Here is a 25630-nt window from a genome sequence, read left to right on the forward strand (position 1 = left end):
TGACATTCCCTGGGCTAAAACAGTGCTACGCTTTATCCCAATGCTAAATTAAGGAGGATATATGGCTCGGATTTACACATTGACACTTGCTCCCTCACTCGACAGCGCAACATTGACCGCACAAATTTACCCGGAAGGAAAACTCCGCTGCACCGCTCCAGTGTTTGAACCTGGCGGTGGTGGTATTAACGTTGCACGAGCGATTGTGCACTTAGGAGGCCAGGCAACAGCCATATTTCCTTCCGGTGGCGCGACCGGGGAACACCTGCGCGCCCTCTTGCTAGATGAACATGTCGCTATTGATACAATTAATGCTCGCGACTGGACCCGGCAAAACTTGCATGTTCATGCTGAGTCAACTGACGAGCAGTATCGTTTTGTGATGCCTGGCGCCGCACTGTCCGATGATGAATTCCGTCTTCTTGAAGAAAAAGTATTGTCTATTGAGCCCGAAGCTATTCTGGTTATCAGTGGTAGCCTCCCACCAGGTATTAACGTTTCTAAACTGTGCGCACTAGTAAAATCCGCTCAACGAGCAGGTATTCGCTGCATCGTGGACAGCTCTGGTGAAGCCTTAAAAGCAACCCTTGAAATCGGCAATATTGAGTTGGTTAAACCAAACCAAAAAGAACTCAGTGCTTTAGTAAACCGTTCTCTCACTCAACCTAACGATGTGCGCCAGGCTGCACAAGAGATTGTCGACAGTGGCAAAGCGAAACGCGTGGTGGTTTCTCTTGGTCCACAAGGTGCTCTTGGTGTTGATGCTAGCGGTTGTGTACAAGTTGTCCCACCACCAGTCAAAAGCCAAAGTACGGTTGGCGCAGGCGATAGCATGGTCGGGGCAATGACGTTGAAACTGGCGGAAGGGGCACCTTTATTAGATATGGTTCGTTTCGGTGTCGCCGCCGGTAGTGCCGCAACCTTAAATCATGGCACTCGTCTGTGCTCATTGGAAAATACACAAAAAATCTACGAATACTTGCGTAATTAGCGACTGCATTCTGAATGGCGGCTTGTCGTTTCGTCAAAAGTCGCCATTTCATATAGATCAACTATGCTAAAACCTTCGGGATAACAATGAGGTGAATAATGAGTAACGGAGACATCGTGCGTTATGTTGTCACATTTAAGTTCCAGGAGAACAATCTTACGGATCTTAACGAGCTCAATAACCAACTGACACGCGGCGGTTTTTTGCTCACGATGTCAGATGACGAAGGGAAAATTCACGAGTTAGGTATCAATACATTTGGGTTAATAAGCACATCGAGCCAGACAGAAGTTGAAGAGTTATCCCGTGGCCTTGGTCAGCTAGCGCTAGGTATCGAACCCGAAGTGTCAGTAACAACATGGGAAAATTGGCTACAACAGAGTAAATAACCTTGTTTTAAATATCATGACCGGGGATGTGCGTCAGTTCGAAGTTTGACCCGGTTAACAGCGATAAGCTAATGATCTACCAGAAAACCTGGGGAGAAGCATCATGTGGCAAGCTATTAGTCGTCTGTTAAGTGAACAACTCGGCACTGCGGAAATTGAACAACGCACGGAATTACCCGGCGGAGAAATTCATGCAGCCTGGCGAATTCACTATGCCGGTCATGAGATCTTTGTCAAAAGCGATGCGCGTGAAATGTTGCCTATTTTTACTGCGGAAGCCGATCAGCTTGAGTTACTTTCACGCAGCAACACGGTACGCGTACCAAAAGTCTGGGCGGTTGGCAGCGATCGCGATTACAGCTTTTTGCTGCTCGAATACATGCCATCAAAACCGCTGGATGCACATAACGCCTTTTTGCTGGGGCAACAACTGGCGCGATTGCATCAATGGAGCGAGCAACCGCAATTTGGCCTCGATTTTGATAATGATCTTTCCACTACCCCTCAACCCAATGCCTGGCAACGACGCTGGTCAACATTTTTTGCAGAGCAACGGATTGGCTGGCAGTTAGAACTCGCCGCTGAAAAAGGGATCCAATTTGGCGATATCGATCTTATCGTCGATTTTGTACACCAAACTCTCGCCTCCCACCAGCCACAGCCATCGTTGCTGCATGGTGATTTGTGGTCAGGAAATTGTGCCATGGGGCCTGATGGTCCATTTATTTACGACCCGGCGTGTTACTGGGGAGATCGTGAATGCGACCTCGCAATGTTGCCGTTGCATCCCGATCAACCACCGCAAATCTATGACGGTTATCAGTCGATCTCCCCTCTTCCCACAGACTTCCTCCTGCGCCAACCAATCTATCAACTCTACACCCTACTTAACCGGGCGATTCTTTTTGGCGGCCAGCATTTAGTGGTCGCGGAAAAAGCATTAGATAGGGTTCTGGCAGCGTAATGACTTCGCCACTCCTCAATCAGGAGTGGCGTTTTCTAGATGAAACCCAGTAAAGAAAAGAAGAAGTAACCGATGACGATAATGATGATGGGTAAAATATAGAGTGGGAAAATTTGCAGGAAAATCGTGTGTCGTGGCACGACGATTTTTGCGTCGATCTGAGCTTTAGTTAATCCATCCGGGCCTTTCGCTTGCTCCAGAATCAACTGATCTTGCACACCTTCACGCAAAAATTTAGCCTGGCGGCTCATACGCGCACCCGACGCCTGCAACGCAAGGCCAATAAAAATCAGCGCGTAGATAACCCAAAACAGCACGTTTGCCTGCTGATGGAACTCCGGTTGGGGCGAGTTGTACCAAAAGAAATTTAAAAATGGCGTATTGAAACGCATCATCTCGATCATGACATGAGCAAAATCCAGCATCACGGCATTAATGCCCGCCTGTTTTTCGCTATGCGCATCCATAAACTTCAAAATCGAAATCAGTGTAGAAATTACTGCCGGGATAAAAATCACCCAGCCAGCCACACGTTTGAGTACGGCAATGCGTCCAGCTTGTTGATACGTCATTCGTTCCCCTTGGTTAAGACGTAACTTGTACGCACAAAGTCTACCTTGTCCGGTGTGATTTCGCCTGAGCTTTACGGACGAATTTCACAAAGCGGTGGCATCCTCAGATAATTCCAGCTATTGATTAGAGATCTTATCTTTAATACATAAATGACAGGAGTCGATAAATGGCTGTTACTCGCCAAATTTTAGCTGCAATTTTTGATATGGACGGTTTGCTAATTGATTCAGAACCGCTGTGGGATGAAGCCGAACTGGAGGTTATGGCAAGCATTGGTGTGGATATCTCCCGCCGTTGCGAACTGCCCGATACCCTGGGTTTGCGTATCGATCTGGTTGTCGACCTGTGGTTCGCCCATCAACCGTGGAATGGCCCAACGCGTGAAGAAGTGACTAACCGAGTCATTACCCGTGCCATCTCCCTAGTTGAAGAAAAACGCCCTCTCTTGCCTGGCGTGCGTGAAGCCGTTGCTTTGTGCAAAGCACAGGGGCTGAAAGTAGGTTTAGCTTCTGCATCACCTCTGCATATGCTTGAACGTGTTCTGGAACTGTTTGATCTGCGTGACCAATTTGATGCCATCGCCTCAGCTGAACACCTGACTTACAGCAAACCGCACCCTCAGGTTTACCTGGATGCCGCAGCAAAATTAGGTGTTGATCCCCTTGCCTGTGTGACGCTCGAGGATTCCGTAAATGGGATGATTGCTACAAAAGCTGCGCGTATGCGTTCAATCGTGGTTCCCGCCGAAGAAAACCATGCTGATGTGCGCTGGTGCCTTGCCAACGTAAAACTCCCGTCACTGGTTGAATTACGTGCCGAACACCTGCTTGGCTAATATTTTATAAGGTGCGGGGCTCCCCGCACCTTTCTCAAAATCATACCTCCGTCAAAATTATTGAAACGCCATTTCATATTAATTTGAATTTCCTCCATCCCGTATCTATTCTTTATTTACACGCGCATATGCGCTTTTCCGGATACCGGGGTAACTATGATTCTCGATGCTTTTAATCTGCAGGGTAAAGTCGCAATCGTCACAGGCTGTGATACTGGACTGGGTCAGGGAATGGCGATCGGCCTTGCTGAGGCTGGTTGTGACATCGTTAGTGTGAACCGCAAAACTCCGCACGAAACCGCGCAAAAAGTGGAAGCGCTAGGGCGACGTTTTCTCGCCATCCAGGCCGATTTAAGCCAGCACGAGGTTATACCAGGTATCATCGAACAAGCCGTGTCTGGGATGGGGAAAATAGACATCCTGGTCAATAACGCGGGCACCATTCGCCGCGAAGACGCTCTTGAGTTTAGTGAGAAAAACTGGGACGACGTGATGAACCTGAACATTAAATCAGTGTTCTTTCTCTCTCAGGCGGTAGCAAAACAATTCATCACGCAAGGTGGTAGCGGGAAAATCATTAATATCGCCTCAATGTTGTCATTCCAGGGCGGTATACGTGTTCCCTCTTATACGGCATCAAAAAGCGCGGTGCTCGGTGTCACACGACTTCTGGCAAACGAATGGGCACAATACAATATTAATGTGAATGCCATTGCCCCCGGATATATGGCTACCAACAATACTCAGCAACTGCGTGATGACGAAGTCCGCAGCCAGGAAATACTTGACCGTATTCCAGCAGGCCGTTGGGGAGTTCCCGCGGATCTACAAGGCCCGGTAGTTTTTCTCGCATCAAGTGCGTCCGATTACGTCAACGGATATACCATTGCCGTCGACGGAGGCTGGCTGGCCCGCTAAATAGGCTATCGCCGGGTAACCGGCGGTTGCAAAATGTTACGCCGTCACCTCTTCCGTCTACTGTATAAAATCCCTATACTGTATGAATCGACAGTTTTCATCCAGGTAGTATCATGACGGCGGAAGGCCATCTTCTTTTTTCCATTGCCTGCGCAGTTTTCGCGAAAAACGCCGAACTCACGCCCGTGCTTGCTCAAGGAGACTGGTGGCATATTGTGCCATCAGCCATTCTGACCTGCTTATTACCAGATATCGATCATCCAAAGTCGTTCCTGGGCCAGCGTCTGCCATGGATTTCTAAACCTATCGCCCGTGCCTGCGGTCATAGGGGCTTCACACACAGTTTGTTTGCGGTGTTTGCAAGCCTTGCACTGTTCTATCTTAAAGTCCCTGAAAGCTGGGTTATTCCCGCCGATGCGCTACAAGGTATGGTGTTGGGTTATTTGAGCCATATTCTGGCAGATATGCTTACCCCTGCTGGAGTTCCACTGCTATGGCCATGCCGTTTGCGCTTTCGCTTTCCGATTGTCAGACCGCAAAAAGGCAACCAACTTGAACGCGTTTTGTGTATGGCGCTTTTTGGTTTGGCAGTGTGGATGCCGCAAAGTTTGCCCGATAACAGTGCGGTGCGTTGGTCATCACAGGTGATAATTTCCATGCAAATGACCTTCAACAGTCTTTTAAATCACCATTCGGCACAATAATTAGACGAAACCACTCAAAATGTAATAATCAATTCCTTTTGAATATAAGTGTCGCTCTAAGCTTCTGGTACGATTTACAGAATAAAGATGGCAATCAGTCCATCTATTTAAAAAACACTCAGGAGATACGGGGATGAATTTTCCACTTATAGCGAACGTTATCGTGTTCGTTATTCTGCTGCTGTTGCTGGCGCAAACTCGCCACAAACAGTGGAGTCTGGCAAAGAAAGTACTACTTGGTTTAGTAATGGGCGTCGTGTTTGGCCTTGCGCTGCACACCATTTATGGCGAAGACAGCCCGGTACTTAAACAATCTATCCAGTGGTTTAACATCGTTGGTAACGGTTATGTACAACTGTTGCAAATGATCGTCATGCCATTAGTGTTCGCCTCAATTCTGAGCGCGGTAGCTCGTCTGCATAATGCCTCTTCACTGGGGAAAATCAGCTTCCTGACCATCGGAACCTTGCTGTTTACCACTTTGATTTCAGCACTTGTTGGCGTGTTAGTTACCAACCTGTTCGGCCTGACGGCTGAAGGTTTGGTACAAGGTACTGCTGAAACAGCCCGTCTGAGTACCATTGAAACCACTTATGTGGGCAAAGTGGCTGACCTGAACGTGCCGCAGCTGATTCTGTCATTCGTGCCGAAGAATCCGTTTGCTGACCTGACTGGGGCGAATCCAACCTCAATCATCAGCGTGGTCATTTTCGCCGCTTTCCTGGGTGTCGCTGCTCTGAAATTGCTGAAAGACGACGCACCGAAAGGTGAACGTGTTCTGGTTGCGATCGATACGCTGCAAAGCTGGGTAATGAAGCTGGTACGTCTGGTCATGCAATTGACGCCATACGGTGTACTTGCACTGATGACTAAAGTTGTTGCTGGTTCAAACCTGCAAGACATCATCAAGCTCGGCAGTTTTGTGGTTGCGTCTTATCTGGGTCTGGCAATTATGTTCGGCGTGCATGCAGTATTGCTGGCCGTAAACGGCGTCAGCCCGCTGAAATACTTCCGCAAGGTTTGGCCTGTCCTGACATTTGCCTTCACCAGTCGTTCTAGCGCAGCCAGCATTCCATTGAACGTTGAAGCGCAAACTCGCCGTCTGGGTGTTCCTGAGTCCATCGCAAGCTTTGCGGCGTCCTTTGGTGCCACAATTGGCCAGAACGGTTGTGCTGGCCTGTATCCTGCCATGCTGGCAGTGATGGTCGCGCCAACAGTCGGGATTAACCCACTGGACCCTATATGGATTGCCACTCTGGTTGGTATCGTAACCGTAAGCTCCGCAGGTGTTGCAGGGGTCGGTGGCGGTGCAACCTTCGCAGCCCTGATTGTTCTGCCAGCTATGGGCTTGCCGGTCACACTGGTCGCGTTGCTGATTTCTGTTGAGCCACTTATCGACATGGGTCGTACCGCACTCAACGTTAGCGGTTCAATGACTGCGGGTACTATCACCAGCCAGTTGATGAAACAGACGGATAAAGAATTACTCAATAGCGATGAAGAAGCGGAATTGGCACATCGCTAATCAGTAGCAAAACCACCGTAGAATCTGCGACAATAAACGGTTCCTGTAAAAGGGAACCGTTTTTTATTTATAACTTAGAGCCCCTTTCAGGGTGCCAAAATACTTTAGCCTTCTACGGACCTCTTCCCTCAATGAAACGACTCTCCATTCTACTTTTCTTCTGTGTCTCTGGCGTCTGGGCAGAAAATCTCGATAGCCCTTATCTACAACATGCGCAGCAAGGTGATAGCCGCGCGCAATTCTATCTTGCCGATACTTTGGTTAGCGCCGGTGAATATCAGCAGGCTGAAAGCTGGGCTGCCAAATCAGCGGCTCAGGGTGATGCCGATGCCATGGCATTACTGGCCCAACTCAAAATTCATGATCCCGCCACTGCAGATTATCAGCAGGCTAAGTCGTTAGCAGAACAAGCCGTACAACGAGGTAGCCTGGCAGGGAAAGTGACTCTGGCGCGTATTTTCGTTAATACACAAGCGGGTAAACCCGATTACCCGAGGGCCATTACACTGCTGGAAAGCGCCTCGCAGGATATAGAAAGTGACTCAGCAGTCGATGCGCAAATGTTACTAGGGTTGATCTACGCCAACGGTGTAGGGGCTGCGCAAGATGATGAAAAAGCCACTTTCTGGTTTAAACGCAGCTCTGCACTCTCCCGCACGGGTTATGCCGAGTACTGGGCTGGAATGCTATTTTTAAATGGCGAAAAAGGTTTTATCGCTGTCAATAAACAGCGTGCCTTGCAGTGGCTGAATTTGAGTTGCACTGAAGGCTTTGATACCGGTTGCGAAGAGTTTGAGCGGATCAGTAACGGCGGATAAGTTATTTTCGTTGCAGGGCCTGCACCCGGCAGGCCTTTAAATTCATATTTCTTAAAACAGCTCTGAGCTCGTTCTTCTCTCAGTAAATCTCATTTTCATGTCTGACCTGTGTTGCCCAACGTTGTGCCGATTCCGGTAAGGTAAAGGGCGGTGACTGACGGAACGCATTCCCTACCAGTACAAAAGCCACGTAGCGATTGCGTAGTAGCCACACATCCTTAAACCCATCCACTCGCAAGGCATGAGCCGGTGGTGCGGGTTCAACACGCGGTTGGTACGTAAGAACGGGACGAGTATTCGGTTGGCGCAAAGGTTTCATAGGCAATGGAATCAAAACTAAATTGATGAACAACTTCGCTATGATAGCGGAGAACGCCCCTTCTCGTCTCGCGTTGAGATGACCTTGTTCTATAGTTAAAGCTGTTTTGGCCATAAAAGGCCCATTAATAGCAGAACTAAAACAGGAGATGAGTTCAATGTCGAAGAACGATAAGCACCCTTCGAATCACAGTGCACCTGTACATGACGCTAACGAGTCAAAGCCTGGTATGGATTCACTGGCACCTGAAGATGGATCTCACCAGCCTTCCGCTGAGCCATCCCCACCGGGAGCGCAACCTACCGCACCGGGGAGTTTTAAAAGCCCTGATACCTCAAACGAAAAACTTAAATCGCTCGATCCTCATCGCAAAAATGGTGAGAACTTCCCTCTCACCACCAACCAGGGTGTGCGCATTGCCGATGACCAGAACTCACTGCGTGCCAGTACACGCGGTCCTACACTGCTGGAAGATTTTATCCTGCGGGAAAAAATCACCCATTTTGACCATGAGCGTATTCCCGAGCGTATCGTCCACGCGCGTGGTTCTGCGGCGCACGGTTATTTCCAGCCATACAAAAATATGGCAGAAGTGACCAAAGCAGATTTCCTTTCTGATCCCGATAAAATCACGCCGGTATTTGTGCGTTTCTCTACCGTACAAGGCGGTGCAGGCTCAGCCGACACGGTGCGCGATATTCGCGGATTCGCCACCAAGTTTTATACCGAAGAAGGCATATTCGATTTAGTCGGCAACAATACGCCGGTCTTTTTCATTCAGGATGCGCATAAATTCCCGGATTTCGTCCACGCCGTAAAACCCGAGCCACACTGGGCTATCCCGCAAGGCGGCAGCGCCCACGATACTTTCTGGGATTATGTCTCCCTGCAACCCGAAACGCTGCACAACGTCATCTGGGCGATGTCTGACCGTGGCCTGCCGCGCAGCTATCGCACCATGGAAGGTTTCGGCATCCATACTTTCCGCATGATCAACGCCGAGGGTAAAGCGACGTTCGTGCGTTTCCACTGGAAGCCGACCGCCGGTAAAGCCTCGTTGGTTTGGGATGAATCGCAAAAACTAACAGGCCGCGACCCCGATTTCCACCGTCGCGATCTTTGGGAATCTATTGAAGCGGGCGATTTCCCGGAATACGAATTAGGCCTGCAATTAATCCCGGAAGAAGATGAATTTAAATACGATTTTGATCTGCTCGACCCGACCAAATTAATTCCGGAAGAATTAGTGCCGGTTCATCTGGTGGGCAAAATGACGCTCAACCGTAACCCGGACAACTTCTTCGCCGAGAACGAGCAGGCGGCGTTCCACCCAGGCCACATCGTTCCGGGGCTGGATTTCAGTAATGATCCGCTATTGCAGGGGCGTTTATTCTCCTACACCGATACCCAAATCAGCCGTCTGGGGGGGCCAAATTTCCATGAAATACCGATAAACCGCCCGACCTGCCCTTATCACAATTTCCAGCGTGACGGCATGCACCGCATGGATATCGACAGCAATCCAGCCAACTACGAGCCAAACTCCATCAACGATAACTGGCCACGAGAGACGCCTCCGGGGCCTAAACGGGGTGGTTTTGAAAGTTATCAGGAACGCATCGAGGGGCATAAAGTTCGTGAGCGCAGCCCGTCGTTCGGGGAATATTATTCTCAGCCTCGCCTGTTCTGGCAAAGTCAGACGCCTGTCGAGCAGCAGCATATTATTAACGCGTTTAGCTTTGAATTATCAAAAGTCGCAAGGCCGTATATCCGCGAAAGAGTGCTGGATCATCTGACACATATCGATATTTCCCTTGCCCAACCGGTCGCGGAAAATCTGGGTATCGAACTGTCTGATGAACAGATGCACGTCGCGCCGCCAAAAGATGTGAACGGCTTGAAGAAAGATCCGAGCCTGAGTCTGTACGCGGTGCCGAGCGGCACAGTGAAAGGGCGTGTGGTGGCGATTCTACTGAATGAAACCACTAAAGCCACAGATGTATTAGCCACCATGAAGGCGTTAAAAGCGCAAGGCGTGCATACCAAACTGCTCTTCTCGCGCATGGGTGAAATCAGCGCAGACGATGGTTCCCTGTTGCCTATCGCGGCGACCTTCACAGGTTCACCGTCGGTAACGGTGGATGCGGTGATTGTGCCGGGGGGCGACCTGAAATCCATTCTGGATAACGGCGATGCCGCCTACTATCTGCTGGAGGCGTATAAACATTTGAAAGTCATTGGCCTGGCTGGAGATGCGCGCCAGTTTAAAAAGAAACTGGGTATAGATGCACAGGGAGAAGAAGGTGTGGTTGAAGGTGACACCGTCACTGCCAAATTCACCAGTGAATTCCTTAAACTTCTCGCCGCCCATCGGGTTTGGGCACGCGACAGTAAAATTGCCCATCTGCCCGCGTAGCAAATCAATCACCACCTCCGGAGGAGGTGGTTTAAAGGTGTGACTAGTCCTGATATACGTTGACAGTTTTCTGTCTGTAAAACGCCTGATGAACATCATCGGGCGTTTTGTATTTCAGGGCCAGGTGTGGCCGCTCATGGTTATAAATCGCCACGGATTCTTTTACCATTTCCCGGGCCTGCGCCAGGTCTGCAGGACGCGAGAGTAAAAACTCATTTTTCAGGATCCCGTTTATTCGCTCAGCCAGCGCATTCTGGTAGCAGTCATAACCATCGGTCATTGAACAGGTTATCCCGTTTTTCTCATGGACTGACTGATAAAGCACTGAACAGTATTGCAGTCCTCTGTCAGAGTGATGAACCAGGGACCCCGTCGTTTTTCTTCGCCTCAGAGCCTGTCTGAACGCTTTTACCACATTTTCTGTCTGCAGGTTTTCCCCGACATGATAACCCATGATTTTTCTGGAGCAGGCATCTGTGACCAGACTCAGATAAGCTGTGCCACTGAGCAGTGGAAGGTACGTAATGTCGGCAACCCAGACCTGCTCTGGCTCAAGGGCGGTAACCTGTCCCGGGCCGGGTTTCAGCAAATTAGGATGCCGGTAAAAGCGATGGTGGCTGTTGGTGGTTTTGTGATACGCCCGTTTCACTGGCACCAGGAGCCGGTATTCATTCAGCAGGTTAAACAGACGGTCTCGTCCTATATTCAGCATGTTATCGGCCTGAGTGTTCAGCAGATAGTGCAGTTTACGCGTACCGATTCGCGGCTGACGACACCTGACGCGGGTAACAAACGCAAGAACCCGGGCATGTTGTTCCTGGCGTTTTCTGCGCCTTGTGTTGTCCTGATACCACGCCTGTCTGCTGTGCCCCAGGAACTGGCATGCGCGCGTAACGGTTATTTTGGGGGCCGGACTTTGCGCGAGGACTTGCCGTGCCGCTTTTTTACGACACTCACCCCGTAATCATTTTTCAGGACATTGATAATCGACTCAAAAAACTCCGCTTTCTGGTTCGCCAGCTCAAGCTGTTCTTCAAGTTCCCTGATTCTTTGTTCGGGTGTAAGCGGGATAGTCGTCTGAGCCACAGGCCGTTTCCTCTTCACCAGGTCAGGAAGTCCGGGACTCCAGTCAAGCCGGCCATATTTACGCAGCCAGACAAGAACGGTGGAGCGCCCCTGGATGCCATACCGCTGCTGGGCCTGTTTATAGGTCATCTCGCCTTTTTCAACCTGCTCAACAACGGCTATTTTAAAGGATAGAGGATAATCACGTTGGGTGCGTTTGAACTCAGTCATCATCACGTTCTCCGGATTTAAGTCAGGAACGTGTCAACGCTATTCAGGACGGGTCAGTGACCATAAAAAAGCCGTCACAAACGTGACGGCTTTTTTACTAAAGAGGGAATTACTTATGTTTAACCTGCGGGTCGGTATCGTATTCCGCACAAGTCTGATAACCCGAATTCATCACATGTCCGGTATCATCAAGCGCGACGAAATAGGTTTCTGTTTTACCATCACGCTGGCCCAGAATATAAGTCTGGCAAGTACCACGAGCGTGAATCATGGTCACTTCTGAAGACGGTTTGCCTGCGACTTGCTGAACTTGCTGACGGCTCATGCCTTTTTTCACATCTTTAACAACAGGAGTGGCAACCTGATCTTTAGTGCGGTCATACGCGGTACAACCAGCCAACATTGTCATAACCGCTGCGGCGCTTAAAATTCCTACAAAAGTCTTGTTCATATTTTATCCTCGTTTTTCAGGGTATTGCTCATGCGTGTTAGATAAGCCTGGAATATAAAAGCGCATTTTTCAACTAAGCAGACCAAATGAACAAATTTTAGGATTATTAAACAAAACACCAGGTTAGCTCCAGAACGTACCAAATAGCTCTAAATCACACCAAACGGCAAAACCACTCTCCCATGAGCCTTGTCGTTTTAACTACAAACGGGTAGTTTTAACAAATCTGACTTTTGCTACCTGTATGCGCAGGTAAATTGCACCGGAGGGTTAAATGGCTCTGCAACAAGAGATTATCCAGGCACTAGGGGTGAAACCACAGATCGACCCGGAACACGAAATTCGTGTCAGCGTTGATTTCCTGAAGTCGTACCTGAAAAGATATTCATTTATTAAGTCGCTGGTGCTGGGTATTAGCGGCGGCCAGGACTCAACTCTTACCGGTAAACTCTGCCAGCTTGCCATCAATGAACTGCGTGATGAGACCGGTGACGAAAGTTACCAGTTTATCGCAGTACGTTTGCCGTTTGGCGTTCAGGCCGATGAGCAAGATTGCCAGGATGCTATCGCCTTTATCCAGCCAGACCGCGTATTAACCGTGAATATCAAAGGTGCTGTGCTGGCGAGCGAACAAGCGCTGCGCGAAGCGGGCATTGAGCTGAGCGATTTTATTCGCGGCAACGAAAAGGCACGTGAGCGCATGAAAGCGCAATACAGCATTGCAGGCATGACCAAAGGTGTTGTTGTGGGTACTGACCACGGCGCAGAAGCGGTGACCGGCTTCTTCACCAAATACGGCGATGGCGGCACCGACATCAACCCAATTTTCCGCCTCAATAAGCGCCAGGGGAAAGCGCTGCTTAAAACCCTCGGCTGCCCGGAACATCTGTATCAGAAAGCCCCAACAGCGGATCTCGAAGACGATCGCCCTTCTCTGCCAGATGAAGCTGCGCTGGGCGTGACCTACGAGCAGATTGATGACTACCTGGAAGGTAAAACGCTGGACGAAGCCACCAGCAAAATCATCGAAGGTTGGTATCTGAAAACCGAACACAAACGTCGCCCGCCGATTACAGTTTTCGATGATTTCTGGAAAAAGTAAGCTGTTTTAACGGCGGATGGCGCAAGCTGATCCGCCCTACGTTTACGGCCATTCAATTCTTTCACGTAGGTCGGGTAAGCACAGCGCCACCCGACACATTTCGAGATCGCATGGACAGTTCTACTCAACGCGCCACCCTATTCGGTCTGCTCGCGATCCTTCTCTGGAGCACTTCGGTTGGTTTACTGCGTAGCATCAGCGAACATTTTGGCCCCGTTGGTGGTGCTGCGCTGATTTACACCGTCAGCGCGGCGTGCTTGTGTCTGGCGCGCGGGTTACCCAAGGTTCGCGAAATACCGCTCCGCTATTTGTGGATTGGCGGCGCACTATTTGTCACTTATGAGATCAGCCTCGCGCTGGCGATTGGCCTTGCGCACAGCCGCAGCCAGTCGCTGGAACTGGGGATGATTAACTATTTGTGGCCAAGCCTCACTATTCTACTGGCGCTGTTTATCAATCAACAACGCAGCAACTTGTGGCTTTGGCCGGGGCTTGCGCTCTCGCTGGCGGGTATTGTCCAGGTGATGAAAGGCGATGGCGACTGGTCGCCGTTGCTGATGTGGCACAACATTCTCGATAACCCGCTGGCCTACGGACTAGCTTTTGCCGCCGCACTAATCTGGGCGCTTTATTGCAATATTACGCGCCGCTGGAGCGACGGCAAAAATGGCGTCTCGCTGTTTTTCTGCGCCACCGCCATTGTGCTGTGGGTTAAATTCGCTTTTGTCAGCGAAGCCCCTATTCACTTTACGCTGCCTTCGACACTGCAACTGTTGTTTATGGGCGTTTCCACGGCAGTCGCTTATTCAGCCTGGAATAATGGCATTCAGCGCGGGAACATGACGTTGCTGGCAACTGCCTCGTACTTTACGCCAGTGTTATCGGCGCTAATCGCCAGTCTGTGGTTAGGCTTACATCCCGGTTGGGCATTCTGGCAGGGTGTGATAATGGTGGTGGCCGGGTCGCTTTTATGTTGGTTAGCAACCCGCCGTTACGGCTAAATTGCCGCTTTTTTGCGCTCCGATTCCCTGCTACACTGTACAGGTAACCAGTATTCAGGAGTTTAAGCAGTGGTCAGGCGTGTCAGCGCTCCGCGCATGCAATTTGAAGCAGCAGCAGTTTACGAATATCCCGAACATCTCCGCACGTGGCTTGAAGATCTCCCAAAAACCTCCGGGGTGTATGTTTTTCACGGCGAAAGCGATCTCATGCCGCTCTATATCGGCAAGAGCGTCAACATCCGCAGCCGCGTTATGTCCCATTTCCGCACGCCGGACGAGGCAGCCCTGTTGCGCCAGTCCCGCCGCATCACCTTTACCCGCACGGCGGGCGAACTGGGTGCGCTACTGCTTGAAGCGCAGATGATTAAAGAACAGCAACCGCTGTTTAATAAACGCCTGCGCCGTAACCGCCAGCTTTGTTCGCTGCAATTTGGCGGCGTTAAACCGCAGGTGGTTTACGCCCGTGATGTGGATTTTTCGAAGCAAACAGGGTTATACGGCCTGTACGCCAACCGCCGCACGGCTTTGCAAACACTGCAAACCCTGGCCGATGAACATCAGCTTTGTTACGGCTTGCTGGGGCTGGAAACACTCAGCGCCGGGCGCGCCTGTTTCCGCGCAGGTTTAAAGCGTTGTGCCGGTGCATGTTGCGGAAGAGAAACCGTCGAAGAGCATCACGCACGTTTGCTGGCAGCCATGGAACGCATTCGGGTAATGTGCTGGCCATGGCAAGGGCCGGTTGGCCTGAAGGAAACCGGGCCGGAGATGACGCAGTACCACATCATCGATAGCTGGTTTTATCTCGGATCGGTGCAAAATCTGCGGGAAGCAAATAAACTCGCCGCGCCGCCGAAAGGCTTTGATAACGATGGCTACAAGATTTTGTGCAAGTTGGTATTGAGCGGAGATTACGAAGTGGTGGAGCTTTCTCGCTCCACCGTTTGACAGACAATTTATTTCACCATCGGCAATTTCAGATCGTGCTCGTGGGCGCATTCAACCGCACTTTCATAGCCCGCATCGGCATGGCGCATCACACCGGTGGCTGGGTCATTCCACAGCACACGCCCTAAGCGCACAGCAGCCTCTGGTGTACCGTCTGCGACAATTACCACACCAGCGTGCTGCGAGAAGCCCATCCCCACACCACCGCCATGATGCAGGCTCACCCACGTTGCACCGCCTGCGGTATTTAACAGTGCGTTGAGCAATGGCCAGTCGGAAACCGCATCTGAACCATCTTTCATCGCCTCGGTTTCACGATTCGGTGAAGCCACCGAACCGCAATCCAGATGGTCGCGCCCAATCACCACTGGCGCTTTCAGCTCGCCGTTGCGCACCATTTCGTTAAACGCCAGCCCTGCAAGATGTCGTTCGCCCAACCCCAGCCAACAAATACGCGCCGGTAAGCCCTGGAATGCGATGCGTTCCTGCGCCATATCCAGCCAGCGATGCAGATTCTGGTTATCCGGGAATAGCTCTTTGAGTTTCGCATCCGTTTTGGCGATATCTTCCGGATCGCCAGAAAGTGCTACCCAGCGGAATGGGCCTTTGCCCTCACAAAACAGTGGGCGAATATAGGCAGGAACAAAACCCGGGAAATCAAAAGCATTTTCCACGCCTTCATCAAACGCCACCTGGCGGATATTGTTACCGTAATCCACCGTCGGCACGCCCATTTCCCAGAAGTCGAGCATCGCCTGAACGTGTACCGCCATTGAAGCGCGGGCCGCCTTTTCCACCGCTTTTGGCTGTGAAGTGCGCTCGTTCTGCCAGCGTTCCACCGTCCAGCCCAGCGGCAAATAACCGTTGACCGGATCGTGCGCGGAGGTTTGATCGGTCACGATATCAGGCTTAATACCACCTGCTTTTGCCCGCTTAACCAGTTCTGGCAGCAATTCAGCGGCGTTACCCAACAGGCCAACGGAGATCGCTTTTTTCTCTGCATTGGCTTTTTCGATCATCGCCAGCGCTTCATCAAGATTTGTCGCTTTGTAATCCAGATAACGCGTGCGCAGACGGAAATCAATGCGCGACTCCTGGCATTCAATGGCTAACACAGAAGCCCCAGCCAGCACGCCTGCCAGTGGCTGCGCGCCGCCCATGCCGCCAAGCCCTGCGGTGAGAATCCACTTGCCGCGCAGATCGCCGTTGTAGTGCTGACGCCCCGCTTCAGCGAAAGTTTCAAACGTACCCTGCACGATGCCCTGCGCACCGATGTAAATCCACGAACCCGCAGTCATTTGACCGTACATCATCAGCCCGGCTTTATCTAATTCGTGGAAGTGATCCCAGTTTGCCCAGTGCGGAACGAGGTTGGAGTTGGCGATCAATACGCGCGGTGCATCAGCGTGAGTGCGGAAAATCCCGACAGGTTTACCGGATTGCACCAGCAACGTTTCGTCAGCTTTCAGGCTGCGCAGCGAGGTAAGGATCTGTTCTAAGCATTCCCAGTTACGAGCGGCTTTGCCGATCCCGCCATACACCACCAGATCTTCCGGGCGCTCTGCAACATCCGGGTCAAGGTTATTCTGGATCATGCGGTAAGCGGCTTCGATCAGCCAGTTTTCGCAGTGCAATGTGCTGCCATGTGGCGCGCGTAACGTGCGGGCTACCGCCTGTTTTACAGTTTCAGTCATTGTAGTGGCTCCCGGCATCAGGCCGACGTAGAAGGGAAAAGTTGTGTAATAGCAGCAGGTAATTCACCACTACAACCCCACTGGCGCATGCTTTCGATATCCGGTGCCAGTAAGCGGTCTTTATCAAGGAAGGCAACACGTTCACGCACGCCATTAAAGACCTGCTCCATGATCGGTGAACTGCGTAATGGGCGGGAAAACTCAATGCCCTGGGCAGCCGCCATTGCTTCGATTCCCACTACAGCAGCCGTGTTGAAACACATGTCTCCCAGACGGCGTGCGGCGTAGGTTGCCATTGAAACGTGATCTTCCTGGTTTGCCGATGTCGGCAGACTATCCACGCTGCCAGGATGTGCCAGCGATTTATTTTCAGATGCCAGCGCTGCGGCAGTCACCTGTGCAATCATAAAGCCGGAGTTAATTCCGCCCTCTTTCACCAGGAATGGCGGCAAGCCAGAAAGACCGGTATCCAGCAGCAGTGCCAGGCGACGTTCAGAAATCGCACCAATTTCAGCCACGGCCAGTGCGATAATATCGGCGGCGAACGCCACCGGTTCGGCATGGAAATTCCCGCCGGAAATCACTTCGCCGGTTTCGCTAAACACCAGTGGGTTATCGGACGCGGCGTTGGCTTCAATTTGCAGCACGCGCGCGGCGTGGCGCAAGTTATCGAGACACGCCCCCATGACTTGCGGTACGCAACGGATAGAGTACGGATCTTGTACACGCCCGCAGTGCTGATGAGAGTCAACAATTTCACTGTCGGCAAGCAATGCTCTGACTGCCGTCGCAACATCGATTTGCCCAGTCTGCCCACGCGCTTCATGAATACGAGCATCGAAAGGTTTCACCGAGCCTTTAATCGCTTCAAGGGATAACGCCCCTGCCACCAGCCCCGCACCAAACACTTTTTCGCCTTCAAACAGGCCACGCAACGCCAGTGCGGTAGAAACTTGCGTGCCATTAAGTAAGGCCAGCCCCTCTTTTGGACCGAGCACCAGCGGCTCAACGCCCGCCATTTTTAGTCCTGCAATGGCTGGCAATTCTTCGCCGTTGAAACGCACATTTCCTTCGCCCAACAACATCAGCGAAAGATGTGCCAGCGGTGCGAGATCGCCCGATGCGCCCACTGAGCCTTTTTCCGGAATAACCGGCATCACACCCGCATTAAACAGGCGTAATAAACTGTCGATAACCTCCATACGCACACCTGAATGGCCACGCGCGAGGCTAATAATTTTGCTGGCCATCACCAGACGTACCACATCATCCGGCAACGGTTTACCCAGGCCCACGCTGTGTGACAGCACCAGGTTGCGCTGTAATTCCGCCAGATGTTCTTTGGCAATGGTCGTTTGCGCCAGCTTGCCAAAGCCGGTATTGATGCCGTAAACCACATCGCCATGATTGACGATAGCTTCAACGGTTTTTTGTGATTTAACCACGGCATCAACCGCCTGTGGATCAAGACTCAGAGTCACGGTGCCGTGATAAATTTCACGCAATGTGGCGAGCGTTACGCGCCCCGGAGTAAGAGAGCAAAGCTTTTTTTGCAGCGACATAATGACATCCTGATGGCATCAATTCATATGAACGTATAGAGTTGTATAGACAACCTAACTAATAAACCCAAATCACCGCCAGTACGTCATAGGTAATTTTTATAGATTAGTGAGCGGGATCGCGCTTAACCCACATTATAAGAAAGGACAAAACATGTCTGATTCAGAAACTCTGGAGCAGTTACGTTCCGCTATCAGCGATCTCCCTGCCCCTATTTATTTGCGGGTTAAGCAGGGAATTATCAGCCAGATCCGCAGCGGAAACTGGCTTGCTCACCAGCGAGTGCCTTCGGAAACAGAACTGGTCAATGCACTGAATGTCAGCAGAATGACGATTAACCGGGCGCTGCGGGAATTGACCGGAGAAGGCTGGCTGGTGCGAATGCAGGGTGTGGGAACCTTTGTCGCTGAACAAAAAGGCCATACTGCGATGCTTGAAGTGGGCAGTATTGCCGAAGAGATTACCGCACGAGGCCATCACTACCGCAATCAGGTGGTAGCTCTTGAACAAGTTAAGGCTGATGAAAAGCTGGCACATGCGTTTTCAATCAACGTTGGTGAGCCACTGTTTTATTCGCAACTGGTTCACTACGACAACGATATGGCAGTACAGTTGGAAACGCGCTATGTGAACCCGGCGCTTGCCGCAGATTATCTGCAACAAGATTTTCGCCTGGAAACGCCACACCATTATCTGAGCAAAGTCGCACCGCTTACTTCAGGTGAACACATTGTGGAAGCCGTGCTGGCCGATGAATCACAGCAAGGGCTGCTAGAAGTGACGACCAATCAACCTTGTTTATTGATTCAACGCCGCACCTGGCACCATTCACAGGTAGTGACGGTAGCCCGGCTGCTATATCCAGGCTCACGTTATCAATTGGTCGGTAGTTTTACCGGGCAGTGATCAGAGATAGGTAATTTCGCTAAACAGCAACTTCCCTTCCGACTTCAGTAAGCGCAAGGTGTGGCGGCCATCTTGCCACCACGCACCTTGCTCCGGGGTCAGTAGTTTGTCACCCAGTTGCCACTCACCGCTGAGCACATAAACAATGCCACCACGCGGAGCGAAGGTTGTAAATGTGCGGTCTGCAACGCGCACTTTGGCGCGGCAGCGGTCGCGGTGCGTCATAATATTGAAATCCATCGACATACCCTGCTTTAGCTCGGCTTTAACCGTGTAATCACCGGCAAAAGCAAAAGGCTGAAAGTGCTTTAGGGTATGACGAAACGCCTTTCCGGCATCCAGAACCACTTCCCCTCCTTCAAGCAAGGTGATGACACGGTCTACCTGAGGGAAAGCTGAAAACTCGCCGCTACTGGCGATTGACGCGATACTGGCACGCCAGTTGAAATCGCGTGTCGCGGGCGGAAAACAGCAAATTTCGCGGGTTTCTCCGGCCCCGTTACGCCACAAGCTGACGGGCACTTTCCGTATATCAAAGAATTCCATCACCACTCCTGAAGAGTGCGCATCACCTGCGCAAACTGTGCATTACTTTGTTCATCGAGCGGATGCTGCCTGTCGGTTATCACCTGTTTTCCAGCAACCCACACGTCTCGTATTTGTTCGCTGCGTCCACCAAATAACCAGCGATTTAAAATCGCGTAATCTTCAACATGTGCAAGCCATGAATCACGCTCGAGCACTAACCAGTCAGCACGCTGCCCCGGCGCAATCATCCCCATCGTTACGCCGCAAGCTTGTGCGCCACCTACGGCGGCCTGGCGCCACAGAACTTCGCCAACCTGAGGCAATTCTGGCAACACAATGCGGTTGCGCCTTTTATCACGCAGGCGCTGCGCGTACTCAAGCCAGCGTAATTCTTCCAGTGCACTAACCGAGACATGGCTGTCAGAACCCACCCCCCAGTGGCCGCCCTGAGCAATGAAATTGGTGGCTGGGAAAATCCCATCACCGAGATTTGCTTCAGTCGTAGGGCACAAGCCTGCCACCGCGCGGCTTTCCACAATTTGAGTTAACTCTTCAGCGGATAAATGCGTGGCATGAACCAGACACCAGCGGTCGTCCACCGCAAAGCGGTTATATAACCAGTCCACCGGGCGTTCTCCGCTCCAGGCGAGGCAGTCATCCACCTCTTTCTCTTGCTCGGCAATGTGAATATGCACCGGCAAGCGGTAATCGCTCGCTTCCAGCACATCTTCCATTTGCTCCTGCGTGACCGCCCTTAATGAGTGAAAACACAGGCCGTGGTTAATCAACGGATAACGGCGAAGCGCGTTACCCAGCGCCTGCTGTTGACGAAGATAGCGGTCGACATCCTGGATAAATCTTTTTTGCCCCGGCTGCGGCGGTTGCGCGCCAAAACCGGCGTGGCTGTAGAGCACCGGCAGCAACGTTTGCCCTATTCCGCTGTTATCGGCAGCAACCAGCAATTGCTGTAGCATCAAATCACCTGACGCATACGGTTTTCCGTTAACGTCATGATGTAAATAGTGAAATTCAGCTACTTGAGTGTAACCACCCTTGAGCATATCAATGTACAAATGAGTGGCAATGGCACCGACTTGTTCGGGGGATAGTTTTTGGACCATGCGATACATCATGTCGCGCCACGTCCAGAAACTGTCCTGCGGATTGCCCGCCACTTCCGTCAACCCCGCCATCACCCGCTGAAACGCATGCGAGTGCAAGTTTGAGATAGAAGGAATCACGATGCCCGGAAGCAATGTGGCATTTTCCCCTGAAGCACCAACTTCGACGTGAGTAATCGTTCCTTGTTCGTTGACGCTAATGCGCACATTGTGCCCCCAACCTTGTGGGAGCATCACAACTGGAGCATAAAATGCAGGCATGGATTTGATTCCTTCTTTTGCGATGCCAATGATTTAGCGATTAATTACAGCTAACGCAAACCAAATTTCAAACTTGTTTACCGCCGTCATAATTCGGCTGACGCAAGTTGCCGAAAAGCGCTGGCTGCGCTAGCTTGTAGTCAATTGTCTATACAACCTGACACGGAGAATATCATGCCTTATCCTCGCAGCATTGACAGCCTGTGGAGCGGTGCAACGCTCGTCACAATGAAAGAGGGGCAATACCAGCTGATTGAAAATGGGGTTATCGCCGTAGATCAGGGGAAAATAGTCTGGATCGGTAAGCGCGAAGCGCTCCCCGATATTAGCGCTCAGGCCCATCACCACTTTGAAGGCGGGATCATCACGCCAGGTTTTATCGACTGCCATACCCACCTGGTGTTTGGTGGCGATCGTAGTGCAGAGTTTGAGATGCGTTTAAATGGCATGAGTTACGCGCAAATTGCAGCCCAGGGCGGCGGGATTATTTCCACCGTTCGCCACACGCGTGAAGCGGATGAAGAGGAATTACTGCACTCCGCCCGCCAGCGCCTGCAACATCTGCTGCATGAAGGCGTGACGACTGTCGAAATTAAGTCGGGATATGGGCTGGATATCGACAATGAAATCAAAATGCTGCGCGTGATCCGCAAACTCGGGGAAATCCTGCCGGTAGAAGTTTATGCCACCTGTCTTGCAACTCATGCTGTTCCTCCCGAATTTAACGGTGACAGTGACAGATGGGTTGAAGTGGTTTGCGAACAGTTACTCCCGCGTGTAGCTCAAGAAAAACTGGCCGATGCCGTCGATGCCTTTTGCGAGCATCTGGCTTTTAGCCCCGCACAAACCGAGAAGGTTTTTAGCGCTGCCCGCACTCTGGGAATGCCGGTAAAACTGCATGCCGAGCAACTGTCAGCGCTGGCGGGCAGCAGCCTTGCGGCGCAGTATCAGGCGTTATCGGCCGACCATCTTGAATACGCAACCGATACTGACGCGCAAGCGATGGCCGCTGCGAACACCGTTGCCGTGCTGCTGCCGGGTGCGTTTTATCTGCTGCGAGAAAAACAACAACCTCCGGTTGCCGCATTCCGCAAATACGGTGTGCCGATGGCGGTCGCAAGTGACGTAAACCCTGGCACCTCACCCGCGCTTTCTCTGCGTTTAATGCTCAATATGGCCTGTACTCTGTTTGGATTAACGCCAGAAGAAGCGCTGGCGGGCGTCACGCTGCATGCCGCGCAGGCCTTGGGTATCCGTGAAAGCCACGGCAGCCTTGAGTGCGGAAAAGTTGCTAACTTTGTGCACTGGCCCGTGGCACGTCCCGCAGAACTGGTCTATTGGTTAGGGGGGCAATTGCCCTGCACCGTTATTTATCAGGGAGAGAAACGTGACAGCATCTTTTAATTTCAGTCGTGGGAAACTGCCAATCCTTATCAGTATTCCGCACGCAGGCACCGCACTAACGCCAGAAGTTGAGTCGGCCCTAAGCGACGCAGCAAAACCATTGCCTGACACCGACTGGCATATTCCGAAGCTTTATAATTTTGTTCACGCACTGGGTGCAAGTGTTATTACCGGCAATTATTCGCGCATGGTTATCGACCTCAACCGCCCGGCAGACGACAAACCGCTGTACACCACCGCCACTACAGGTCTGTATCCCGAAACACTATTTGATGGCACCCCGGTGTTTATTCCAGGAAAAGAGCCGAGCGCGGAACAACGAAAAGCGGCACTGGACAATATCTGGCAGCCCTACCACCAGCAGTTACAAAGTGAACTGGAGAGAATGAAAGCGGAACACGGCTATGCGCTGTTGTTTGATGCCCATTCCATCGCCAGCCATATTCCACGTTTGTTCGAAGGCAGACTTCCGGATCTTAATTTCGGTACTAACGGCGGTAAAAGTTGTGATGAATTAATAGAAGAGCATCTGGTGGCTTGTGCGGCATCGCAAAAGCAATTTAGCTGGGTGGCAAATGGGCGTTTCAAAGGCGGCTATATCACCCGCGCTTACGGGCAGCCGTCGCAAGGGGTTCATGCAGTGCAGCTAGAACTGGCACAATGTAATTATATGGATGAGCAGCCGCCGTTTGCATGGCGTTCCGATCGTGCCGGGCAGTTGCAGCCGTTGCTCGAGCAGCTTATCCGTTCAATGTTGAGTAGTGCGCAGCAGATAGCCTGAGCCTATGGCTTATCCACCCTGCGAAACCAAACCACAGGTCGTGCAATAGCCTCATCCGACACAAAAGAAAACCGCCGGTCCTGTCCACTGCGATATCGCTATTGTGGACAGGACCGGCGGTCTTAAGTCAGTCGATCAGTTATTCCTGATCAGCAGGCATTTTACCTTCATGTTGAGGGCGTTCTGTCAGACGCTTCTCAAAATTAGCATTAAATTGTTTTTTCTGTTCTGGCGTCAGAATGTTGTAGATCTTATTCTGCGTTTCCATATGAGCCATCATGCGGGCTTTGTTCTGCTCAGCCATTTTATCTACCTGAGCCTGTGCTTTAGCTTTATCGAAGCTGTCGCTGGCGATAATGCTGTGCGCCGCACGACGTTCTTCTACAGAAGGGCGCTCCATTTTACCGCGCTGTTCTTTCATGATGTCACGCACTTGCTGTTTCTGCGCATCGGTCAGGTTCAGGTTTTTAAACATCATGTCGTGATAGCCACCGCGCATACCTTTGTGGTGCATCATCGGTGCATCTGTTTTTGCAGCAGTGGTGGTGTCAGCTGCATGAGCCAGGTTCGCCGCGCCCAGAGCCAGAGTTGAAGCAACAAAGAGAGCTGTTAATTTACGCATAGTGTTTATTCCTCTTCTTCCCGTCAGCTTTTCCGCTACTGCTGTGTTGGCCGCACATCCTGGTCACTTAGCTCTCAGGACGCAAATACATGCCGCGTTGCTGTAACTGAAAATCTATAGGGCAATTACTTTATAATTACGACAAGGTCTGCCGCGTTGACGAAATTAAGTCTACGGGGTTATGCGTCAAGTAATAGTCCCCGTCGGTAAAGCATTGAAAGGGTAAACAACAAATTTGCAGCAATTATGAAGAGAATAAGGATAATGCAGAGAGGAATTGCAACAGAATATAACAAGGCAATGATTTTAAAGAAATTATGAAGATATTGTATAGTAATTATTACGTAGGGAAAAGATGTGCTCTAAGATTTATCTGTACATCATTGTTTGCTGAATGATTATTTATTAGCCCCAAAAAACGGGGCCAAGTTATTTATATTTCGCGCAGCATCAAACCGGCTCGTAACCCGAGCGCTACATTAGGATTCGGGAATAGCACAAATTCAATATCTTCTTTCACTATATATTGCGTATCACCATCCTCTGCCAGCAATGTGCCTTTCGGGAATGCAGTGAAGTTCTGTGTTTGCGCGGACATATGCAACACAAAGGCTTCGCTGTGGCGTGTAATCTGTTGCGCCACTTTATAGCGTAACGGCTTACTTTCAACGGGCTTCGCCGCCTCACCGCTTAGCAATGCCTGTAATGCCTGTTTTGTCACCTCAAACTGGCTGAGATCGTTTTCGCCAAATGGCTGCGCCTTGCCCAGCTCGAGCGTGCAGCTAAGCGCATTGAAATGTTCGCTGCTGAAATGGGTAAAAGTGCCACCAGGCTCCTGATGAAACACCAGAGCCTGTAATCCCGCACAGCCCAGCCAGGAGAGAAATTCCTCATCATATGGCAATGGACGCGAAGGCAAGACGCCGAAACGTGGGTGCAAGGAGCTGCGAATGGCGGTATGCATATCCAGGTGCCAGCAGATGGTCTCTTCACATTCGGCCAAAAACAGATCTAACGCATGCTCAAGTCGGCAGGCACGTTGTGTTTCAATGCTTTCCGGGAATTGCTGCCAACCGCCGCTAAACATACGGTTCATGTCACTGTGCTGATAGCGCTGGTTGCTACGCAGTGCCGCAGGATTGCCAAGAATGACCAGCAACCGCCATTGCAACGCTATTTCACCGGCAACCAGGCTATCCACCAGTTGCGCGAGTATTTCTACTGGCGCAGTCTCGTTACCGTGAACCCCTGCCGACAACACCAGCGTTTTTTGCGTCGCCTGATGTGGGGACAGTGTCAAAATACCTTCATCCCACCACTGCCAATGCAGATGGGCATTTTCTCCGGAGCTCGGAGTTGGCACTTTACCCGCCAGAGTTTGCGCCAAAAAATCCAACATTGTGCCTCCTGTATAAAACTAACCAGTAGACATTATCGATGCAGTCAGGTTGGTCAAGGACAGCGCGCAAGAACCGAAACGTACACAAAGTACGTGAAGATTCT

General features: G+C 51.2%; 25 protein-coding genes. 15 read left to right on the plus strand and 10 right to left on the minus strand.

Annotated features, from left to right (window positions below; genetic code table 11):
- Nucleotides 1-61 precede the first annotated feature (61 nt).
- The 3 genes from pfkB (at nucleotide 62) to IX31_RS04730 (ending at nucleotide 2344) form a co-directional block, all read left to right on the plus strand.
- Nucleotides 62-991 (plus strand): 6-phosphofructokinase II, encoded by a 930-nt coding sequence (gene pfkB / locus IX31_RS04720; protein WP_034456010.1) that lies wholly within the window; start codon nucleotides 62-64, stop codon nucleotides 989-991.
- Nucleotides 992-1089: 98 nt separating this feature from the next.
- Nucleotides 1090-1380, plus strand: a complete 291-nt coding sequence (gene ghoS, locus IX31_RS04725) for a type V toxin-antitoxin system endoribonuclease antitoxin GhoS (protein WP_034456011.1) — start codon at nucleotides 1090-1092, stop codon at nucleotides 1378-1380.
- Between the two features lie 103 nt (nucleotides 1381-1483).
- Nucleotides 1484-2344, plus strand: a complete 861-nt coding sequence (locus IX31_RS04730; protein WP_034456012.1) for a fructosamine kinase family protein — start codon at nucleotides 1484-1486, stop codon at nucleotides 2342-2344.
- A 35-nt stretch (nucleotides 2345-2379) separates the two neighbouring features.
- Here the strand turns inward: IX31_RS04730 and IX31_RS04735 are convergent, their stop codons facing one another.
- Complete coding sequence (locus IX31_RS04735) at nucleotides 2380-2916, minus strand: YniB family protein (RefSeq protein ID WP_034456013.1); 537 nt, start codon at nucleotides 2914-2916, stop codon at nucleotides 2380-2382.
- Nucleotides 2917-3083: 167 nt separating this feature from the next.
- Between IX31_RS04735 and hxpB the strand changes: the two genes are divergently transcribed.
- From hxpB to IX31_RS04760, 5 genes are all read left to right on the plus strand, one after another.
- Complete coding sequence (hxpB, locus tag IX31_RS04740; protein WP_034456014.1) at nucleotides 3084-3752, plus strand: hexitol phosphatase HxpB; 669 nt, start codon at nucleotides 3084-3086, stop codon at nucleotides 3750-3752.
- A gap of 156 nt (nucleotides 3753-3908) precedes the next feature.
- The gene (gene kduD / locus IX31_RS04745; protein WP_034456016.1) at nucleotides 3909-4670 is read left to right on the plus strand and encodes a 2-dehydro-3-deoxy-D-gluconate 5-dehydrogenase KduD; all 762 of its coding nucleotides are present in this window, start codon (nucleotides 3909-3911) and stop codon (nucleotides 4668-4670) included.
- A 113-nt stretch (nucleotides 4671-4783) separates the two neighbouring features.
- Complete coding sequence (locus tag IX31_RS04750; RefSeq protein WP_034456017.1) at nucleotides 4784-5374, plus strand: metal-dependent hydrolase; 591 nt, start codon at nucleotides 4784-4786, stop codon at nucleotides 5372-5374.
- 133 nt (nucleotides 5375-5507) lie between these two features.
- A complete protein-coding gene (locus IX31_RS04755) occupies nucleotides 5508-6899 on the plus strand; it encodes an L-cystine transporter (RefSeq protein WP_034456019.1) in 1392 nt (463 codons plus the stop codon).
- 131 nt (nucleotides 6900-7030) lie between these two features.
- Entirely contained in the window at nucleotides 7031-7717 is a 687-nt protein-coding gene (locus tag IX31_RS04760; protein WP_034456021.1) for a tetratricopeptide repeat protein, read from the plus strand.
- 79 nt (nucleotides 7718-7796) lie between these two features.
- Here the strand turns inward: IX31_RS04760 and cedA are convergent, their stop codons facing one another.
- Complete coding sequence (gene cedA / locus IX31_RS04765) at nucleotides 7797-8036, minus strand: cell division activator CedA (RefSeq protein ID WP_034457154.1); 240 nt, start codon at nucleotides 8034-8036, stop codon at nucleotides 7797-7799.
- Between the two features lie 157 nt (nucleotides 8037-8193).
- On the opposite strand from cedA, the gene katE reads away from it, so the two are divergent.
- Nucleotides 8194-10452 carry a catalase HPII gene (gene katE / locus IX31_RS04770; protein WP_034456022.1) on the plus strand — a complete coding sequence of 753 codons (2259 nt, stop codon included), beginning with the start codon at nucleotides 8194-8196 and terminating at the stop codon, nucleotides 10450-10452.
- 43 nt (nucleotides 10453-10495) lie between these two features.
- On the opposite strand, the gene IX31_RS22765 is transcribed toward katE, so the two are convergent.
- A protein-coding gene (locus IX31_RS22765; protein ID WP_122973986.1) for an IS3 family transposase occupies nucleotides 10496-11751 on the minus strand; the annotation gives its coding sequence in 2 pieces (ribosomal slippage) (nucleotides 10496-11400 and nucleotides 11400-11751; 1257 coding nt in all).
- A 106-nt stretch (nucleotides 11752-11857) separates the two neighbouring features.
- Complete coding sequence (gene osmE / locus IX31_RS04785; protein ID WP_034456024.1) at nucleotides 11858-12199, minus strand: osmotically-inducible lipoprotein OsmE; 342 nt, start codon at nucleotides 12197-12199, stop codon at nucleotides 11858-11860.
- A 274-nt stretch (nucleotides 12200-12473) separates the two neighbouring features.
- Here osmE and nadE point away from each other — a divergent pair, with 274 nt between their 5' ends.
- From nadE to cho, 3 genes are all read left to right on the plus strand, one after another.
- Complete coding sequence (gene nadE, locus IX31_RS04790; protein ID WP_034456025.1) at nucleotides 12474-13301, plus strand: ammonia-dependent NAD(+) synthetase; 828 nt, start codon at nucleotides 12474-12476, stop codon at nucleotides 13299-13301.
- A 110-nt stretch (nucleotides 13302-13411) separates the two neighbouring features.
- On the plus strand, nucleotides 13412-14302 hold the full coding sequence (gene yddG, locus IX31_RS04795; protein WP_034456026.1) for an aromatic amino acid DMT transporter YddG: 891 nt from the start codon (nucleotides 13412-13414) through the stop codon (nucleotides 14300-14302).
- Between the two features lie 69 nt (nucleotides 14303-14371).
- Nucleotides 14372-15247 carry an excinuclease Cho gene (cho, locus tag IX31_RS04800; protein WP_034456027.1) on the plus strand — a complete coding sequence of 292 codons (876 nt, stop codon included), beginning with the start codon at nucleotides 14372-14374 and terminating at the stop codon, nucleotides 15245-15247.
- Between the two features lie 8 nt (nucleotides 15248-15255).
- Here the strand turns inward: cho and hutU are convergent, their stop codons facing one another.
- Complete coding sequence (gene hutU, locus IX31_RS04805) at nucleotides 15256-16941, minus strand: urocanate hydratase (protein WP_034456028.1); 1686 nt, start codon at nucleotides 16939-16941, stop codon at nucleotides 15256-15258.
- Nucleotides 16942-16958: 17 nt separating this feature from the next.
- Complete coding sequence (gene hutH, locus IX31_RS04810) at nucleotides 16959-18503, minus strand: histidine ammonia-lyase (RefSeq protein ID WP_034456030.1); 1545 nt, start codon at nucleotides 18501-18503, stop codon at nucleotides 16959-16961.
- Between the two features lie 154 nt (nucleotides 18504-18657).
- Here hutH and hutC point away from each other — a divergent pair, with 154 nt between their 5' ends.
- Nucleotides 18658-19410, plus strand: a complete 753-nt coding sequence (gene hutC / locus IX31_RS04815; RefSeq protein WP_034456032.1) for a histidine utilization repressor — start codon at nucleotides 18658-18660, stop codon at nucleotides 19408-19410.
- On the opposite strand, the gene ves is transcribed toward hutC, so the two are convergent.
- Nucleotides 19411-19956: an environmental stress-induced protein Ves gene (gene ves / locus IX31_RS04820; RefSeq protein WP_034456033.1), complete on the minus strand. Its 546-nt coding sequence runs from the start codon at nucleotides 19954-19956 to the stop codon at nucleotides 19411-19413.
- A complete protein-coding gene (locus IX31_RS04825; protein WP_034456034.1) occupies nucleotides 19956-21320 on the minus strand; it encodes a formimidoylglutamate deiminase in 1365 nt (454 codons plus the stop codon). Before IX31_RS04825 ends, ves begins: the two co-directional genes overlap by 1 nt.
- 174 nt (nucleotides 21321-21494) lie before the next feature.
- Between IX31_RS04825 and hutI the strand changes: the two genes are divergently transcribed.
- Entirely contained in the window at nucleotides 21495-22724 is a 1230-nt protein-coding gene (gene hutI / locus IX31_RS04830) for an imidazolonepropionase (protein WP_034456035.1), read from the plus strand.
- Entirely contained in the window at nucleotides 22708-23505 is a 798-nt protein-coding gene (gene hutG, locus IX31_RS04835; protein ID WP_034456036.1) for an N-formylglutamate deformylase, read from the plus strand. Before hutI ends, hutG begins: the two co-directional genes overlap by 17 nt.
- Nucleotides 23506-23644: 139 nt before the next feature.
- On the opposite strand, the gene spy is transcribed toward hutG, so the two are convergent.
- The gene (spy, locus tag IX31_RS04840; protein WP_034456037.1) at nucleotides 23645-24127 is read right to left on the minus strand and encodes an ATP-independent periplasmic protein-refolding chaperone Spy; all 483 of its coding nucleotides are present in this window, start codon (nucleotides 24125-24127) and stop codon (nucleotides 23645-23647) included.
- A gap of 433 nt (nucleotides 24128-24560) precedes the next feature.
- On the minus strand, nucleotides 24561-25526 hold the full coding sequence (gene astE, locus IX31_RS04845) for a succinylglutamate desuccinylase (protein ID WP_034456038.1): 966 nt from the start codon (nucleotides 25524-25526) through the stop codon (nucleotides 24561-24563).
- Between the last annotated feature and the right edge of the window lie 104 nt (nucleotides 25527-25630).

The sequence above is a fragment of the Buttiauxella noackiae genome, assembly GCF_000737905.1.
Taxonomy (GTDB): domain Bacteria; phylum Pseudomonadota; class Gammaproteobacteria; order Enterobacterales; family Enterobacteriaceae; genus Buttiauxella; species Buttiauxella noackiae.